This window comes from Pseudomonas sp. 31-12 (genome assembly GCF_003151075.1).
GTDB lineage: Bacteria > Pseudomonadota > Gammaproteobacteria > Pseudomonadales > Pseudomonadaceae > Aquipseudomonas.
Window position 1 is genome coordinate 1,321,855 of the sequence record NZ_CP029482.1, and the last position, 15,479, is coordinate 1,337,333.

General features: G+C 58.7%; 14 protein-coding genes. 7 read left to right on the forward strand and 7 right to left on the reverse strand.

The genetic code is table 11. The features are described from left to right. Positions 1–64: 64 nt before the first annotated feature. Positions 65–1,381, reverse strand: coding sequence for a nucleotide sugar dehydrogenase (locus tag DJ564_RS06000; protein WP_109628077.1), 1,317 nt, complete (start codon positions 1,379–1,381; stop codon positions 65–67). Positions 1,382–2,189: 808 nt separating this feature from the next. Then, positions 2,190–2,969: a peroxide stress protein YaaA gene (gene yaaA, locus DJ564_RS06005; RefSeq protein WP_109628078.1), complete on the reverse strand. Its 780-nt coding sequence runs from the start codon at positions 2,967–2,969 to the stop codon at positions 2,190–2,192. A gap of 311 nt (positions 2,970–3,280) precedes the next feature. Between yaaA and DJ564_RS06015 the strand changes: the two genes are divergently transcribed. The 6 genes from DJ564_RS06015 (at position 3,281) to DJ564_RS06040 (ending at position 8,555) form a co-directional block, all read left to right on the forward strand. Next, positions 3,281–4,405: a polysaccharide deacetylase family protein gene (locus tag DJ564_RS06015; RefSeq protein WP_109628079.1), complete on the forward strand. Its 1,125-nt coding sequence runs from the start codon at positions 3,281–3,283 to the stop codon at positions 4,403–4,405. 349 nt (positions 4,406–4,754) lie between these two features. Continuing rightward, positions 4,755–6,149, forward strand: coding sequence for a PhoH family protein (locus DJ564_RS06020; RefSeq protein ID WP_109628080.1), 1,395 nt, complete (start codon positions 4,755–4,757; stop codon positions 6,147–6,149). A gap of 156 nt (positions 6,150–6,305) precedes the next feature. Then, positions 6,306–6,779: a cyclic pyranopterin monophosphate synthase MoaC gene (moaC, locus tag DJ564_RS06025; protein ID WP_109628081.1), complete on the forward strand. Its 474-nt coding sequence runs from the start codon at positions 6,306–6,308 to the stop codon at positions 6,777–6,779. Then, positions 6,776–7,018, forward strand: a complete 243-nt coding sequence (locus tag DJ564_RS06030) for a MoaD/ThiS family protein (RefSeq protein ID WP_109628082.1) — start codon at positions 6,776–6,778, stop codon at positions 7,016–7,018. Before moaC ends, DJ564_RS06030 begins: the two co-directional genes overlap by 4 nt. A gap of 1 nt (position 7,019) precedes the next feature. Next, positions 7,020–7,472 (forward strand): molybdopterin synthase catalytic subunit MoaE, encoded by a 453-nt coding sequence (moaE, locus tag DJ564_RS06035; RefSeq protein ID WP_109628083.1) that lies wholly within the window; start codon positions 7,020–7,022, stop codon positions 7,470–7,472. 306 nt (positions 7,473–7,778) lie between these two features. After that, positions 7,779–8,555, forward strand: coding sequence for an ABC transporter substrate-binding protein (locus DJ564_RS06040; protein WP_109628084.1), 777 nt, complete (start codon positions 7,779–7,781; stop codon positions 8,553–8,555). 105 nt (positions 8,556–8,660) lie between these two features. Here DJ564_RS06040 and DJ564_RS06045 read toward each other — a convergent pair whose 3' ends face one another. The 5 genes from DJ564_RS06045 to DJ564_RS06065 form a co-directional block, all read right to left on the reverse strand. Next, positions 8,661–9,302 (reverse strand): transcriptional regulator, encoded by a 642-nt coding sequence (locus DJ564_RS06045; RefSeq protein WP_109628085.1) that lies wholly within the window; start codon positions 9,300–9,302, stop codon positions 8,661–8,663. 90 nt (positions 9,303–9,392) lie between these two features. Further along, a complete protein-coding gene (locus DJ564_RS06050) occupies positions 9,393–10,520 on the reverse strand; it encodes an FAD-binding oxidoreductase (protein ID WP_109628086.1) in 1,128 nt (375 codons plus the stop codon). Between the two features lie 145 nt (positions 10,521–10,665). Further along, positions 10,666–11,613, reverse strand: coding sequence for an ornithine cyclodeaminase family protein (locus DJ564_RS06055; protein ID WP_109628087.1), 948 nt, complete (start codon positions 11,611–11,613; stop codon positions 10,666–10,668). A gap of 127 nt (positions 11,614–11,740) precedes the next feature. After that, positions 11,741–13,228 (reverse strand): ATP-dependent RNA helicase RhlB, encoded by a 1,488-nt coding sequence (rhlB, locus tag DJ564_RS06060; protein WP_109628088.1) that lies wholly within the window; start codon positions 13,226–13,228, stop codon positions 11,741–11,743. 85 nt (positions 13,229–13,313) lie between these two features. Next, positions 13,314–13,970, reverse strand: a complete 657-nt coding sequence (locus DJ564_RS06065) for an alpha/beta hydrolase (RefSeq protein ID WP_109628089.1) — start codon at positions 13,968–13,970, stop codon at positions 13,314–13,316. 469 nt (positions 13,971–14,439) lie between these two features. On the opposite strand from DJ564_RS06065, the gene DJ564_RS06070 reads away from it, so the two are divergent. After that, on the forward strand, positions 14,440–15,471 hold the full coding sequence (locus tag DJ564_RS06070; protein WP_109628090.1) for an amino acid ABC transporter substrate-binding protein: 1,032 nt from the start codon (positions 14,440–14,442) through the stop codon (positions 15,469–15,471). Positions 15,472–15,479: the final 8 nt, after the last annotated feature.

Sequence of the window (15,479 nt, forward strand, 5' to 3'; positions counted from 1 at the left end):
CAGGCGAAAAAGCCGGGAGGGTTGCGGGCTTTGTGAGCACCGCAAACCCTCCCGATACCGCTTGTTACCAGCAGATGCCTTCGGTACGGCCACTGACGCTGGTGGCTTTAGACATGAAGCCGACCAGGTCGACGACTTGCTTGCCGTGCGGAGCGTTCTGCGCCAAGGCGCGGAATTTCTCGTCACGGTTGCCGAGGATGATCACGTCGGAGTTGGCGATCACGTCGTCGAAGTCAGCGTTGAGCAAGGACGAGACGTGAGGGATCTTCGACTCGATGTAATCCTTGTTCGCGCCGTGGACACGGGCGTATTCGACGTTGCTGTCGTAGATGCTCAGGTCGTAACCCTTGCCGATCAGCATTTCCGCCAGATCAACCAGCGGGCTTTCACGCAGGTCATCGGTGCCGGCCTTGAAGCTCAGGCCCAACAGGGCGACTTTGCGTTTGTCGTGGCTGGAAACGATGTCGAAGGCGTTCTGCACCTGCGATTCGTTACTGCGCATCAGCGAGTTCAGCAAAGGCGATTCCACGTCCAGTGCACCGGCGCGGTAGGTCAGGGCGCGCACGTCTTTGGGCAGGCAAGAGCCGCCGAACGCGAAGCCTGGGCGCATGTAGTACTGGGACAGGTTCAGTGTCTTGTCCTGGCAGACCACTTCCATCACTTCGCGACCGTCGACACCGCACGCCTTGGCGATGTTGCCGATCTCGTTGGCGAAGGTCACCTTGGTGGCGTGCCACACGTTACAGGTGTACTTGATCATTTCGGCAACGGCGATGTCCTTGCGGATGATCGGTGCGTCGAGCTCTTCGTACAGCGATTGCAGAACGTCGCCCGAGGCCTTGTCGAACTCGCCGATGACGGTCATTGGCGGCAGGTCGTAGTCGGCGATCGCGGTGCTTTCGCGCAGGAACTCAGGGTTCACTGCAACGCCGAAATCAACGCCGGCTTTCTTGCCGGAGCAGTCTTCGAGGATAGGGATGACAACGTTTGCGACCGTGCCTGGCAAAACGGTGCTGCGAACCACGATGGTGTGGCGGGTGGTCTTGTCACGCAGGACAAAACCGATCTCGCGGCACACGGCTTCGATGTAGTTCAGTTCCAGGTCGCCGTTCTTCTTGCTCGGCGTACCGACGCAGATCATCGACAGGTCGGTGTCACGAATCGCCTCGGCGAAGTTGGTCGTGCCGCGCAATTTGCCCGTCTCGATGCCCTTCTTCAGAAGTTCGCCCAGACCCGGTTCAACGATCGGCGATTTGCCGGCGTTGATCATATCGATTTTGTCTTTGGCAACATCGACGCCTACGACGTCATGGCCCCGTGCAGACAGGCAACCGGCACATACTGCGCCGACGTAACCCAAACCAAATATGCTGATGCGCATCGCAATTACCTCTGTGTTTTATCAAGCCATTACATGGCCGGAGTTAATGGTGTTCAGCGGTATAGTGCACTCGGAAGTGCGGCTTACAGGCGCCACAGTGCCGCGTGCAGGCATACAAAGTTCCGAGTGTCTAAATAAGTGCACTCAAGGGGTGCGCAACTAGGCCTTATTATTCTGATGTGCCCTGTTATGCAGCCGATCTTCTAATCAGAGGACCGTGAGCAAAGGTCTTGCGCGCTCAATGCCAGGCCAGAAGCCCGTAAATCAAGCGGTTGGGTGCTCAGATGAGCACGTTTATAGGGGCGCAGCCTTGGCCTTGAAGGGGATATTAATAAGCGTATCTCCTGTCCTTTATGTGTTGCCCAAATCAGAGGCCCAGTCTGCGGAAGTTAATGTGACAACTTCGCTACGTGGCGCTCTTCTCTGCGTAAGTTATCTCGTACATACATTGAGAAAATCGTTACCGGTGGTATGAGCTACGCATTTGGACATAGTTCCTGTCCGCCCATCGCGAATTCTGAAATTTCTTGAAATATTGAGAAAGATGGCACTGCTCTCAAACTGATAGCACTTACCGTTTGGCCCTTTATATATAGGCTTATTATCGACCCCGATAGTTTTGTGCCACTACCGAGAAAAATTTTCAGTGCCACTACTGAAAAAAATCATCAAAGTCGAGTGAAACTAAAGTTAGAAAATCGGGTGATGGATTTATGGCGCCAATAAGTCGGCGAATAAGGCGGGGGATTGTTGGACGATCAGACGGTGGCGCACGACGCTTTTCTGCTGTCGTGCACCAACCGGGAGCTTACTCGGGCGCGTGATCGCGCAGGAATACCAGATGGTCCGGTTTAGACTGCTCGGCACTGTAGCGATAGCCTTGAACGTCAAATTTTTTGAGGTCTGCCGGGTCGTTGACGCGCTCTTCAATGACGAAACGGCTCATCATTCCCCGCGCTTTTTTCGCGTAGAAACTGATGATCTTGTATTGACCGTTCTTCAAGTCCCTGAAGTCGGTATTAATGATGCGTGCGTTCAAGGCACTGCGTTTGACCACCGAGAAGTATTCGTTGGAGGCCAGGTTCAGCAATACGTCGTCGCCCTGATCGGCCAGGGCTTCGTTCAGCCATTCGCTGATCCGCGTGCCCCAGAACGCATACAGATCCTTGCCACGGGCATTTGCCAGTTTGGTGCCCATCTCCAGACGATACGGTTGCATCAGGTCCAGCGGGCGCAACAGACCGTACAGGCCTGAAAGCATGCGCAAGTGTTGTTGCGCGTAATCGAAATCGGCTTCGCTGAAGGTTTGCGCGTCGAGTCCGGTGTACACGTCGCCCTTGAAGGCGAGCAGCGCCTGCTTGGCGTTTTCCGGGGTGAACGCGGGCGTCCAGCTGCCGAAACGTGCGGCGTTGAGGCCGCCGATCTTGTCGGAGACGTGCATCAACTCGCTGATCTGCGCTGGCGTCAGGTCGCGCAACTGCATGATCAACTCTTGGGAATGGTCGAGGTACTGCGGCTGGGTAAAGCGCTGGGTCGCCGGCGGTGTTTCGTAGTCGAGGGTCTTGGCGGGGGAAATCACCATCAGCATGAAGTCGTCTCCTTTAATCGTGGGCGCGATTCTAGGGGGTTGGGCCGGTTGACTCCAGCTATCAAGTCCATAGGTGATCGGCGGTTTGACTGTATGGGCTTTTGTGGCGAGGGAGCTTGCTCCCGCTCGATCGCGAAGCGGTCGCAAGATTGCTGCGCAGGTTTCACCTGAAGGAATGAGGTCGCAGGTTTGGGGCTGCTTCGCAGCCCAGCGGGAGCAAGCTCCCTCGCCACAATGGGTTCGGTGCTGCTGCGGGAATGTGGGCTGGATCAGCTATAGTGCCGCGCGGGTTTTGTTATGGAGACATCCCTTTGCGTATCGTTTTTCTATTTTCGGCGTGGCTCTTGAGCTTCGGTGCCATGGCGGCGCCTGGCGACGTGGCGACGCTTGATCGCAGCACCTGGCCGGAACAGCTCAGCAGCCCGACGCTGTTCGACGTCGCATCACGCGCCGAAATCCTCATGTTCGCGCGGGTGCTGCTGGCCAGCGAGTCGCTGGATGAACCGGCCCTGGCCCAACGCCTGGGCCTGCGGAAAATCAATCTGGAGGCCGTCAACAACCTGCGCCAGCGCCTGTGGCAGCGCCTGTTCACCAACTATAACTTTGCCCAGCAGAGCTGCGATCAGGATGCTTCCTTCTGTTTTCTCGTCGAGGACATGGACACCCTGCGCCAGCAAGCGGCCAAGTTTCAGGTCAGCGACGACAGCTACTACATCAAGTGGTCGGAGCCGAGCCGGTTGTTCCACGCCCAGTATCTGGACGAGCAACTGCGCAAGGCGGCACTGTCCCCCCAGAGCAGCAGCGAAGTCGATCGTTTTGGCGACTATGAGCGCAACGGCGACGAGATGCATGACCGGCTGTTTTTGCTGACCTTCGACAGCGCCGCCAATGTCATGCCGGACAACACCGGCTGGGTCACGGAGTACCTGCGCAAGTCGAACATGAGCGGTACGTTCTTCGTGCTGGGCAAAGACATCCAGGCGCGTCTGGCCGAGCGCTCGGTGGCCAGTCTGCAAGCGACGTACTCAGCGCAGTGCATCGGCGTGCAAGGCTGGGAGTTTCGTTCCCACAGCCACTGGCAAGACTGGCAGGACTCGGTGCGCCGCAGCGTCGAGCTGGTCAAAAGCAAACTGCCGGAGAACTACGTGCCGCTGTTTCGTCCGCCCGATGGCCAGCGTCGTTCGGACGCCGAAGGCTTCTTCAAGGCTCAGGGTTTGCAGGTGGCGCTTTGGGACATTGATGCCCAGGACGGCGCCGGCAAACTCAAGGGCAACCCGAGTGCGCAACGCGTGTTGACGTTGATGCTGCTGTGGCGACACGGGGTGATTAACTTCAATGTGAAGCAGGATGCAGTGAAAACGGCGATGCCTTGGCTCATCACGCAAACGGCGCAAAGCGGGATCGGTTGGGAGGACTGTCAGGACGCGTTTCGCTGAAACCGTAAAAAGCCCGGAATCATTGGGTATGAGGGCGCAGCGGGGTGATTTTTGTGCAGAATTCGATGCAGGCGGACTTCCGACTTTAACGGGGTGATGGCCATCCGCCTAGTGCTATTGGTCACTCTGAAAAATAAACTTCAAAAAAGCGTCAAAGTACTTTTTTCTGTCATGGGTTTTGGAGTATTACGAAGACAGACCGCCGAAACCTGCACCACAGGTGGCGTCTTCCAAGACCCAACTATGGATGCAGTTCACTTGAGTCCCAGCAGGTGAAATTCGGTAGTCACTTCGAGGCGCAGCACCGCCAAGGTATTGCGTCGAATGGCTCCCACAAAGGTGACCGAGTATGGATGATCACGGACGTAGTTCTTCCTCCAACCAGCCAATCCTTTATGTACTCGATACCAACGTATTGATTCACGATCCAAACGCCCTTCTTAACTTCGAAGAACACCACGTTGCCATCCCGATGACCGTGCTTGAGGAGCTGGATAAGCTCAAGAGCGGGCATCACAGCGTGGCTGCGGAATGCCGTCAGGCGATTCGCCTGATCGACAAGACGTTGGGCGACGCCAGCCCAGAAGACGTCGAGCTCGGTGTACCGATCCAGCGCGGCAAGAGCGGGCCCAAAGGTTTGCTGTCAATTCTGATGAGCAAGCGTGCCGAACCGAACATCATTCTTCCCGAACACCTGAACGACAACATCATCATCAACCAGTTGATTGACCTGCACGCGCGCGAGCCGAAACTGCCCGTGGTGCTGGTCACCAAAGACATCAACATGCGCCTCAAGGCCCGGGCGTGCGGGATCGCGGCCGAGGACTACAGCACCGACCAACTGGTTGACGACGTATCGCTGCTGCCCAATGGTTATCACAACATGGACGGCTCCTTCTGGGATCGCGTGAAGAATGTCGAAACCCGTCAGGATCACGGTCGCACCTGGCATCAGGTGCAGCTGATCGACAACCTGCCGGCTGTGCATATCAATGAGTTCATCATCGACGAACAGGGTTTTGTCGGCTGGATCAAGGAGATCGAGGAGGACCGCCTGCTGATTCTCGACCTGCATCAGGAACCCCTGTTGCACCAGGAAGCCTGGGGCCTGAAACCGCGTGACATCTATCAAAGCCTGGCGCTGTATGCCTTGCTCGATCCGGATATCCACCTGGTTAACCTGACCGGGGCCGCCGGCTCGGGTAAAACCATCCTGGCCCTGGCGGCGGCGATCGAGCAGACCATGGTCAGCAAACGCTACCGCCGGATCATCGCGACGCGCAGCGTGCAGGGCCTGGACCAGGAAATCGGTTTCCTGCCCGGCACCGAAGCGGAAAAAATGGAGCCTTGGCTGGGCGCCATCACCGACAACCTCGAAGCCTTGCACATGGATGACGAAAACACCCATGGCAGCGTCGATTACATCCTCAGCAAAGTGCCGTTGCAGTTCAAATCCCTCAACTACATTCGAGGCCGCAGCTTCCAGCAGAGCCTGATCCTGATCGATGAATGCCAGAACCTGACCCCGCACCAGATGAAAACCATCATCACCCGTGCCGGCGCCGGTTCCAAAGTGGTGTGCCTGGGCAACCTGGCGCAGATCGACACTCCTTACCTGTCCGCGACCAGCTCCGGGCTGACGTACTTGACCGAACGCTTCAAGGATTTCCCCAACGGCGTACACATCACCCTGCAAGGGGTGCCACGTTCGATTCTGGCCGAATACGCCGAATCGCATTTGTAACCACGTCACCAGTACCGGGCGGCCCCAAAGCCGCCCGGTTTTTTTATGCCCGACACAAAACCCCTGTGGGAGCGGGCTTGTGGTGATCGGATAATCTTGCGTGCGGAAAATTGACCCGCAGGTTTACAATCGACGCTCCTGATCAGGAGTAACCCCGTGCTGACTCATCTCGATTCCCAAGGTCGCGCCAACATGGTCGACGTCACCGAAAAAGCCGTGACGTTCCGTGAAGCGACCGCCCAAGCGCTGGTGCGCATGCAGCCCGAAACCCTGCAGATGATCGTCAGTGGCGGTCACCCTAAAGGTGACGTGTTCGCCGTGGCGCGCATTGCCGGCATTCAGGCGGCGAAGAAGACCAGCGATCTGATTCCCCTGTGCCATCCGCTGATGCTCACCGGCGTCAAGGTCGAGCTCAGTGCCGAAGGCGATGACACCGTGCGCATCGTCGCGCGTTGCAAGCTGTCCGGGCAGACTGGCGTCGAGATGGAAGCGTTGACGGCCGCCAGTGTCGCCGCGCTGACTATCTACGACATGTGCAAGGCCGTGGACCGTGGCATGACCATCGAAAGCGTGCGGCTGCTGGAAAAACTCGGCGGCAAGAGCGGCCATTTTCAGGCAGATCAACCATGAACCTCACCGTGAAGTTTTTTGCCCGCTACCGCGAAGCCCTCGGCGTTGACTCGGTCAAGGTTGAAGGTGATTTCGCCACCGTCGACGATGTGCGTGCGCTGCTGGCTCAACGTGACGGTGCCGACGTGTTGAGCGAGCAGAACCTGATGTGCGCGCGCAACGAGGACCTTTGCCAACTCGACGAGCCGGTGACTGACGGTGATGAAGTGGCGTTCTTTCCGACCGTGACCGGGGGCTGACATGGCGATTCGCGTGCAGTCCACGGCGTTCGATCCGGGTGCTGAAGTCAATGCCATGCACGCCGCCAATGTCGGTGTTGGCGCGGTGGTGAGTTTTGTCGGTTACGTGCGCGACTTCAATGACGGGCTCGATGTGGCCGGGATGTTTCTCGAGCACTATCCGGGCATGACCGAAAAGGCTCTTGGCAAAATCGCCCTCGAGGCTGAGCAGCGCTGGCCGCTGTTGAAGCTTGAAGTGCTGCACCGGATCGGCGCCCTGGAACCGGGCGAACCGATCGTCTTCGTCGGCGCTGCGAGTGCCCACCGCCAGGCGGCTTTCGACGCCTGCGCCTTTGTCATGGACTACCTGAAAACGCGTGCGCCGTTCTGGAAGAAAGAAAACACCACTGACGGGCCGCGTTGGGTCGAAGGGCGTGACAGCGATCATGCGGCGGCGGATCGCTGGAAGCAGTGATTCCTGCGGCGTCTACAAGTACGCCTTCGCGGGCAAGCCCGCTCCCACAGGTTTTGTGTCGTGAACAGATTATGTGAACAACGTAAAAACTGTGGGAGCGTGGCTTGCCCGCGAAGAGGCCATCAGCAACACCAAAAATCCCAATGACCCACCGCCCGACCACTGGCCGGCACATCTTCATTTTGCCCGATTGACGACCTATACATTAAAGTCCAGTATGGAATTATAAGTACAAAAAAGGCGTTCCCCTGTTCCAGCTTTGTCTTCTGTCTTGCCAAACCAACAACAACCCGCGAGAGAACGAACATGAAGAAATTCCCCCTCATCACCGGTCTGGCGCTCAGCCTGTTGGCGTGCAGCTCTCTGTTCGCCGCTGACAACACCCTGCGCATCGGCATCGAAGCCGCTTATCCACCGTTCGCCTCCAAGACCGAAAAAGGCGAGATAGTCGGTTTCGACTACGACATCGGCAATGCCCTGTGCGCGCAGATGAAGGTCAAGTGTGTGTGGGTCGAAGGCGAATTCGACGGTCTGATTCCTTCCCTGAAAGTGAAGAAAATCGACATGGCGCTGTCGTCCATGACCATCAACGAAGACCGCAAGAAGTCGGTCGACTTCACTCACAAGTACTACTTCACCTCATCACGCCTGGTGATGAAGGAAGGCGCGGCTGTGGATGACCAGTACGCCAGCCTCAAGGGTAAGACCGTCGGTGTGCAGCGCGCCACCACCACCGACCGTTACGCCACCGAGGTGTTTGAGCCGAAGGGCATCAACGTCAAGCGCTACGGCAACAACGAAGAAATCTACATGGATCTGGCAGCCGGTCGCCTCGACGCCATTTTTGCCGACACCATTCCGCTGAGTGACTTCCTGGCGATGCCGCGTGGCAAGGGCTACGCGTTTGTCGGGCCGGAGTTGAAAGATCCGAAGTACGTGGGCGAGGGCGCCGGGATTGCGGTGCGCAAAGGCAACAGTGAGTTGGTTGCCAAGCTGAACACGGCCATTGATGGCATTCGCGCGAGTGGCGAGTACCAGAAGATTTCCGAGAAGTATTTCAAGTCTGACATCTACGGCGACTGATCAACCGCATCGCGAGCAGGCTCACTCCCACATTGGAATGCGTTTCTCCTGTGGGAGCGGGCTTGCTCGCGAAGGGGCCCGATTAAACAACACACCTCTCAGGACTTAACCCTTCAATTCCTTCAAATGCTTGTAAACCGTCGCCCGCCCCATGTTCAGCACATTGGCCACGTAGTTCGAAGCACTTTTCCCCTTGAAGGCCCCCTCGGCGTGCAACGCCAGCACCAGCTCGCGTTTGTGGTCGCGCGTCAACACGTTCAGGCTCAGCTGACGTTCGCGCAGCCAGGCGTGCAGAAAGGTATTGATCCGCTCCTGCCAGTCATCACGAAACAGTGAATCCGGCTGCGGGATCAGCTTGCTCGGCGACAGGAACAGATCCAGCGCCGCTTTCGCGTTCTCAAACAGCGAAATATTCAGGTTGATGCACAGCACCGCCAGCGGATGACCTTCGCTGTCGCGCAAGACGCTGCTCAGGCTGCGAATCTTCTGGCCATCCCAATTCAGCTTTTCGTACGGCCCGATGTTCCGTTCGCTGACATCGTCGCTGAGCATGTCCTCCAGCGCCGAGTCGTCACCGATCTCCCGCTTGGACAGGTTGTTGGCGATGTAATCGACCTTCTGCGTGCGCAGGTCATGCAGCACCACTTCGGCGTGGGGGAAGAACAGCGTTGCGATGGCGTCGGCGATCGCACGGTAGTTGTCCAGAGAGGTGTTATCCACAGCCGGGTCTTTTTCAGGTGCGTTCATACAGTGGAACTCCAGGCAGCGTCAGCGCCCTGCAAAAAGGGCGCTGGAAGTTTGCCGCAATCGTGTCGACACGTCACCTGAGGGCGACAATCAGCCCAGGCGAGCAGGGGAGAGCATCTCGGCGTCCAGGCCGAAACGGCTGAGCTGATCCGGCAAGGCTTCACCGCGTACCAGCGCAGCGCTGGCCTGGCCCATGGCGGGTGAAGTCTGGATGCCGTAACCGCCCTGTGCCGCGACCCAAAACAGCCCCGGCACTTGCTGATCGAAGCCACTGATCAAATCGCCATCGCTGACGAAGCTGCGCAGGCCGGCCCAGGTGCGGGTCGGGCGGCGGATGGTCAGGGTGGTGGCTTCTTCTATCTGGTAGATGCCCATGGCGATGTCCAGCTCTTCAGGCTGCACGTCGTGTGGTTCCACCGGGTCGGCATTGGCCGGCGAGCCGAGGAACATCCCGGCATCGGGTTTCATGTAGAACGATTCGTCGAGGCTGACCAGCATCGGCCAATGGTGGATGTCCACGCCCTCGGGGCCGGCGAAAATGAACGCCGCACGCCGCTTGGGTTGCAGGCCCAGCGGCTTGGCGCCGGCCAGCTCGCCGATCTTGTCGGCCCATGCGCCTGCCGCGTTGATGATGACCGGTGCGCTGAAGGTCTGACCGCTGGTTTGGACCTGCCACAGGCCTTCGGTGTCACGGTTAAGGCCCAGCACTTCGCAGTCGGTATGCACTTCGCTTTTATTGCGTCGGATGCCGCGCAGGTAACCCTGGTGCAGGGCATCGGTGTCGATGTCGCTGGCGGTCGGATCGTAGATCGCGCCGTGGACTTTTTCCCGGCGCAGGATTGGCAGGCGTGCGCAGGCTTCGTCGGCGCTCAGCAGTTGCATCTCCGACACCGTGGCCTTGGCGCTCATGTATTGATTGTTCAGCTCGGCCGGGTCGCCGGTGAAGTCCACGGTCATCTCGCCGCGTGGGGTCAGCAGCGGGTGTTCGCAGAAACCGGCTGGCGGCGCGTCGAAGAAATCGCGGCTGGCCTGGGTCAGTGCCCGCACCTGCGGTGTGCCGTAAGCGGCGGTATACAGCGCAGCGGAGCGTCCGGTGGAGTGATAAGCCGGATGGGACTCGCGTTCGAGCACAATCACCCGGGCGTGCTGCGACAGCCAGAAACCGGTGGAAGCGCCGGCAATCCCGCCGCCGATGATGATGAAGTCTGCCTGGCTCATGAACGTCTCCTGTCGAGCGCAAATACCGAAATTGTAGAGATCCATTGTGGGAGCGGGCTTGCTCGCGAAAGCGGTGTGTCAGTCCACTCATTGGTGAATGTCAGACCGCATTCGCGAGCAAGCCCGCTCCCACAGGATTTAGGTGTCAGGGCTGCAAGCGGTAGATGGCATTGGCCAGCGCGATGTCTTCCAGGCCCAGGCCGATGGAGCGGAAGAACACATGGCGGTCATAGCCGGGGCGTTGGACTTTTTCGCTGAGCAGATCGGGCAGGTCGCCAACGATGGCGTTCTTGTCCCAGCCATGTTGTTCCCCCGCAATCAGCATTTCACCCGCCGAGCCCGGCGTGGTCTGACGATAGTCGCAGAACACCTGCATGTCGTTGAGGCTCTGCGGTGGCACTTCGTGGGCGCGAGGGGCGTTGGTGCTGATCGAGGTGATCAGCGCCGGTTTGCTCAAGCTGGAGGGATCGATCACCGGGCCGGCGGACGAGGTGCAAAGCATGATCACGTCAGCGTCCCGGATCGCCGCTTCGCGACTGTCGGCGATGGTCAGGCGCGAATCGAGGCTTTTGAGCTGTGCCAGCGTTTCAGGATTCTTATCGCTCAGGCTCGGCGAGTAGAGGCTGATGCTCTGCCAGTCACGAAGACCTTTCACGTAATGCAGGTGTGCCTGTGCCACCTTGCCGCTGCCGATGATCGCCAGGCGTTGCGCCTGTAACGGGGCGAGGGCATCGACGGCGACGGCAGTGGTCGCGGCCGTGCGAGCGGTAGTCAGTTCGCCGGCATCGCAAAGCAGCAACGGCTGGCCGGTCCGCATCGACATCAACAACGTCCAGGCGGTCACCAGTGGACCTTGCTCGCGCACGATGTAAGGCGATGTCTTGACCCCGTACACGCCGTCTTCAGCCAGCACGCCCAAGTAATTGATGAAGTCGCCGGCGCCCTGGGGAAAATCCACCAGCTGTTGAGCCGGTTGCACCGCTTGCCCGGCGGCCAGGTCGCGGAACAGCTTGCGCAGGATCTGTGGCACGTCGATCTGCGCCAGCAGCTCGCGGGCCTGGGGTTGGGTGATCACGTAAGGCGTACTGGACATGGTCGGCTCCGAGCGCTGCAATTAAACTAATTTGTCCATTATGGACTTTTAGTTGTATCGAGCAATATCGGGACGAAAAAAAAGCGCAGTCCGTTTCCGGCTGCGCCTCTTTCAGCAAGGGCCCGGGTTACGGGCGCTTGCGCTCAACCGCCCGCAGTAGATGCGTCGGCGGCGTTTCACAGCTGATTTTCCGACCCAGCAACGCCTCGATAGACGGTAGCTGGTAGGAGTCGTCTTCACCGGCAAAACTGATGGACACGCCATCGGCGCCAGCACGACCGGTACGACCGATGCGGTGCACGTAATCGTCCGGGACTTCCGGCAGGGTGAAGTTGATCACGTGGCTGATGCCGTCGATGTGGATGCCGCGACCGGCCACGTCGGTGGCGACCAGCACGCGAATCTTGCCTTCGCGGAAACCTTCCAGGGTCTTGATGCGCTTGTGCTGCGGCACGTCGCCGGACAGTTGCGCGGCGTTGACGCCGTCACGCACCAGGCGTTCTTCGATGCGCCGCACTTCATCCTTGCGGTTGGCAAACACCATCACCCGCTCCCAACCGTTGTCGTTGACCAGGTTGTAGAGCAGTTTGTATTTGTCGGCACCGGCAACGGCGTAGATGTGTTGCTCGACGTTTTCGCTGGCCACGTTCTGTGATTCGATCTCGACGATCGACGGGTCGGTGGTCCATTGCTTGGCCAGGTTCATCACGTCTTCGGTGAAGGTCGCGGAGAACAGCAGCGTCTGACGCTCGTTCTTCGGTGGCGTCTGGCGAATGATCTGACGCACTTGCGGGATGAAACCCATGTCGAGCATTCGGTCGGCTTCGTCCAGCACCATGACTTCCACCATGTCCAGATGCACGTCGCCGCGCTGGTTGAAGTCGAGCAGGCGACCCGGAGTGGCCACGAGAATGTCGCAGTGACGGGCTTCGAGGTGCTTGAGCTGCTTGTCGAAATCCATGCCGCCGACAAAGGTCATGACGTTGAGGCCGGTGTACTTGGTCAGGTCGGCGGCGTCCTTGGCGATCTGCACCACCAGTTCGCGGGTCGGCGCGATGATCAGCGCCCGGGGTTCACCCATGTAGCGTTCCTTGGGTGGCGGTGTTTCCAGCAGCTGGGTGATGATCGAGATCAGGAACGCAGCGGTTTTGCCGGTGCCGGTCTGGGCGCGACCGATGGCGTCTTTGCCGGCGAGGGTGAAGCCCAGCACTTGCGCCTGGATCGGCGTGCAATACGGGAAGCCCAGGTCCTGGATGGCGTGCATCAGTTCCGGAGCGAGTTTGAAATCGTGGAAACGGGTTTTGCCTTCCTGGGGTTCGACGGCGAAGTCTTCGAGTTTCCAGGGGATGACTGGCGCTTTGGGTTTTGGTTCGCGGCGCGGTTTTGCCGGTTTCGGCGTTTCACTGCGCGGTGGTTCGGCGGCAGAAATATCGACAGGTTGGGCGGCCGGTGTGGTCACTGGCTCGTGTTTCGGTGCCGCTACGGTTGCGGTCCGGCCAGGCTGATTACCGTCGGTGCGGTGGCTGGGGATGTGAGACGGAGCGCTGGCAACTGGCGCGAGCTGCTCAGTCTCGCTTTTACCGAACATTTTCTTGAGTGCTTTGAGCACGGTCATCTCATCAATTGGTTAAGGAATATACGCCGGCCAGTGTAATGCAAGAATCGGGCGCGGCGTAGTGGGATGGATCAATGGGTAGCTTTTAGCGCAAACGCTCGGCCAGCCAGACGCCGATGTCGCGAATTTCCTCGGGTAACACTTCGTGGCCCATTGGGTATTCCTGCCATGTCACGGTGACACCATGCTGCTTCAAAAACTCGTAAGCGGTGCGACCCATGGCGTTTTGAACCACGTCATCGTACTGGCCGTGCAAAGACAGTACGGGAATGCGCTGCTGGCTGGCGGAAAGCTCCAGTTCATTGCTGAAGGTCGGTGCATAAGTGGAGAGGGCAAGTACGCCACCCAACGGCCCCTGCCATTTCAGGAAAGCGGTGTGCAAGACGACAGCGCCGCCTTGGGAAAAACCTGCCAGAAAAATCCGCGAAGCGTCTATTCCGCTGGCGCGCTGCTCTTCGATCAAGTCGAAGACTCTCTGCGCCGACGCTTCCAGCTGCTCACGGCTGATCGCGCGCGCCGGGCTCATGGCCAATATGTCGTACCAGCTCGGCATCTCGTAGCCGCCGTTGATGGTCACGGCGCGGGTCGGTGCCTGCGGGAGAACGAAGCGGGTGGTCAGCAGGCTTTCCTGCAGGGCTTCGGCCACTGGCAGGAAGTCGTAGCGGTCGGCGCCCAGGCCGTGCAGCCATATCACGCAGGCGTCTGCGGGCTTTACGGGTTGAAGAATCAAGGGCTCGGTCATGGCTGCTCCAATGTTGTGCGTGCGCTCTCAATGAGTGCGAGAGATGAGTGCGCGTCTGGTTGATCCGTTAAGAAGATGTCGCAAGGCTACAAGTTTTGCTATTGACCTGTCGCCGAACGGCTTCGGCGAGCGGTCTGGTACGGGCTTTGCTATGGGAAAGCCTGTACTGAAAATCCCACGCCTGTCGGTAACACTATCAGGCCATGGTGGTAGGTGGGATAGCAAAAGAATCCGGTGATGGATGTTCGCCAGTGGCCGCTACGGGCTTCGCGAACGTGAAAGGGCTACCGCCCGTTCGGCCGATTGGTGAGAAGTGAGTAATCCATGATGTGGGTTTTCTCCTACTAGACTCATAGCGCAGGTCCTACGTCGGTTGACCCCAAAAAAAGCCAACACGGGTCGACTACGCCTCATAAGGGTGCGACAGGACTCAAGCTCCGACACAACAAGAGCAAAACTGGAGGTTTGAATGAAGATGTTGAAATCCACCCTGGCCATCGTGACTGCAGCCGCAGTACTCGGTGTCAGCGGGTTCGCTCAGGCGGGTGCAACCCTGGATGCAGTGCAGAAGAAAGGTTTCGTACAGTGCGGTGTAAGTGACGGTCTGCCGGGCTTCTCGGTTCCGGACTCCACCGGCAAGATCGTGGGTATCGATGCTGACTACTGCCGCGCTGTGGCTGCTGCCGTATTCGGCGACGCGACCAAGGTCAAATTCAGCCAGCTGAACGCCAAAGAGCGCTTCACCGCGCTGCAGTCTGGCGAAATTGACATTCTGTCGCGCAACACCACCATGACCAGCTCCCGTGACGCGGGCATGGGCCTGAAGTTCCCGGGCTTCATCACCTACTACGACGGCATTGGCTTCCTGGTAAATAGCAAGCTGGGCGTCAAGAGTGCCAAAGAGCTCGACGGTGCGACCATCTGCATCCAGGCCGGTACCACCACTGAGCTGAACGTTTCCGACTACTTCCGCGGCAACGGTCTGAAATACACCCCGATCACCTTCGACACCTCCGATGAAAGCGCCAAGTCGCTGGAATCCGGTCGTTGCGACGTACTGACCTCCGACAAGTCCCAACTGTTCGCTCAGCGCAGCAAGCTGGCTTCGCCGAAGGACTACGTGGTTCTGCCGGAAACCATTTCCAAGGAACCGCTGGGCCCGGTCGTGCGTAACGGCGACGACGAGTGGTTGGCCATTGTTCGCTGGGTAGGCTACGCCATGCTCAACGCTGAAGAGGCTGGTGTCACTTCCAAGAACGTCGAAGCCGAAGCCAAGGCCACCAAGAATCCGGACGTCGCACGTCTGCTGGGTACCGACGGTGAATACGGCAAAGACTTGAAAGTGAAGAAGGACTGGGTCGTCCAGATCGTCAAGCAAGTGGGTAACTATGGCGAAGTGTTCGAGAAAAACCTCGGCAAAGGCACTCCGCTGGAAATCGACCGCGGGCTGAACGCCTTGTGGAACGCTGGCGGCATTCAATACGCACCACCAGTGCGCTGATGGTTCTA

Excerpts from the sequence above, each read along its gene's own strand:
- rhlB (WP_109628088.1), bottom strand. The coding sequence starts at position 13,228 with ATGACCGTGCTCAAAGCACTCAAGAAAATGTTCGGTAAAAGCGAGACT.
- DJ564_RS06040 (WP_109628084.1), top strand. The coding sequence starts at position 7,779 with ATGAAGAAATTCCCCCTCATCACCGGTCTGGCGCTCAGCCTGTTGGCG.
- DJ564_RS06030 (WP_109628082.1), top strand. The coding sequence starts at position 6,776 with ATGAACCTCACCGTGAAGTTTTTTGCCCGCTACCGCGAAGCCCTCGGC.
- DJ564_RS06055 (WP_109628087.1), bottom strand. The coding sequence starts at position 11,613 with ATGTCCAGTACGCCTTACGTGATCACCCAACCCCAGGCCCGCGAGCTG.
- DJ564_RS06045 (WP_109628085.1), bottom strand. The coding sequence starts at position 9,302 with ATGAACGCACCTGAAAAAGACCCGGCTGTGGATAACACCTCTCTGGAC.
- DJ564_RS06020 (WP_109628080.1), top strand. The coding sequence starts at position 4,755 with ATGGATGATCACGGACGTAGTTCTTCCTCCAACCAGCCAATCCTTTAT.
- DJ564_RS06050 (WP_109628086.1), bottom strand. The coding sequence starts at position 10,520 with ATGAGCCAGGCAGACTTCATCATCATCGGCGGCGGGATTGCCGGCGCT.
- DJ564_RS06065 (WP_109628089.1), bottom strand. The coding sequence starts at position 13,970 with ATGACCGAGCCCTTGATTCTTCAACCCGTAAAGCCCGCAGACGCCTGC.
- yaaA (WP_109628078.1), bottom strand. The coding sequence starts at position 2,969 with ATGCTGATGGTGATTTCCCCCGCCAAGACCCTCGACTACGAAACACCG.
- moaE (WP_109628083.1), top strand. The coding sequence starts at position 7,020 with ATGGCGATTCGCGTGCAGTCCACGGCGTTCGATCCGGGTGCTGAAGTC.
- DJ564_RS06000 (WP_109628077.1), bottom strand. The coding sequence starts at position 1,381 with ATGCGCATCAGCATATTTGGTTTGGGTTACGTCGGCGCAGTATGTGCC.
- DJ564_RS06070 (WP_109628090.1), top strand. The coding sequence starts at position 14,440 with ATGAAGATGTTGAAATCCACCCTGGCCATCGTGACTGCAGCCGCAGTA.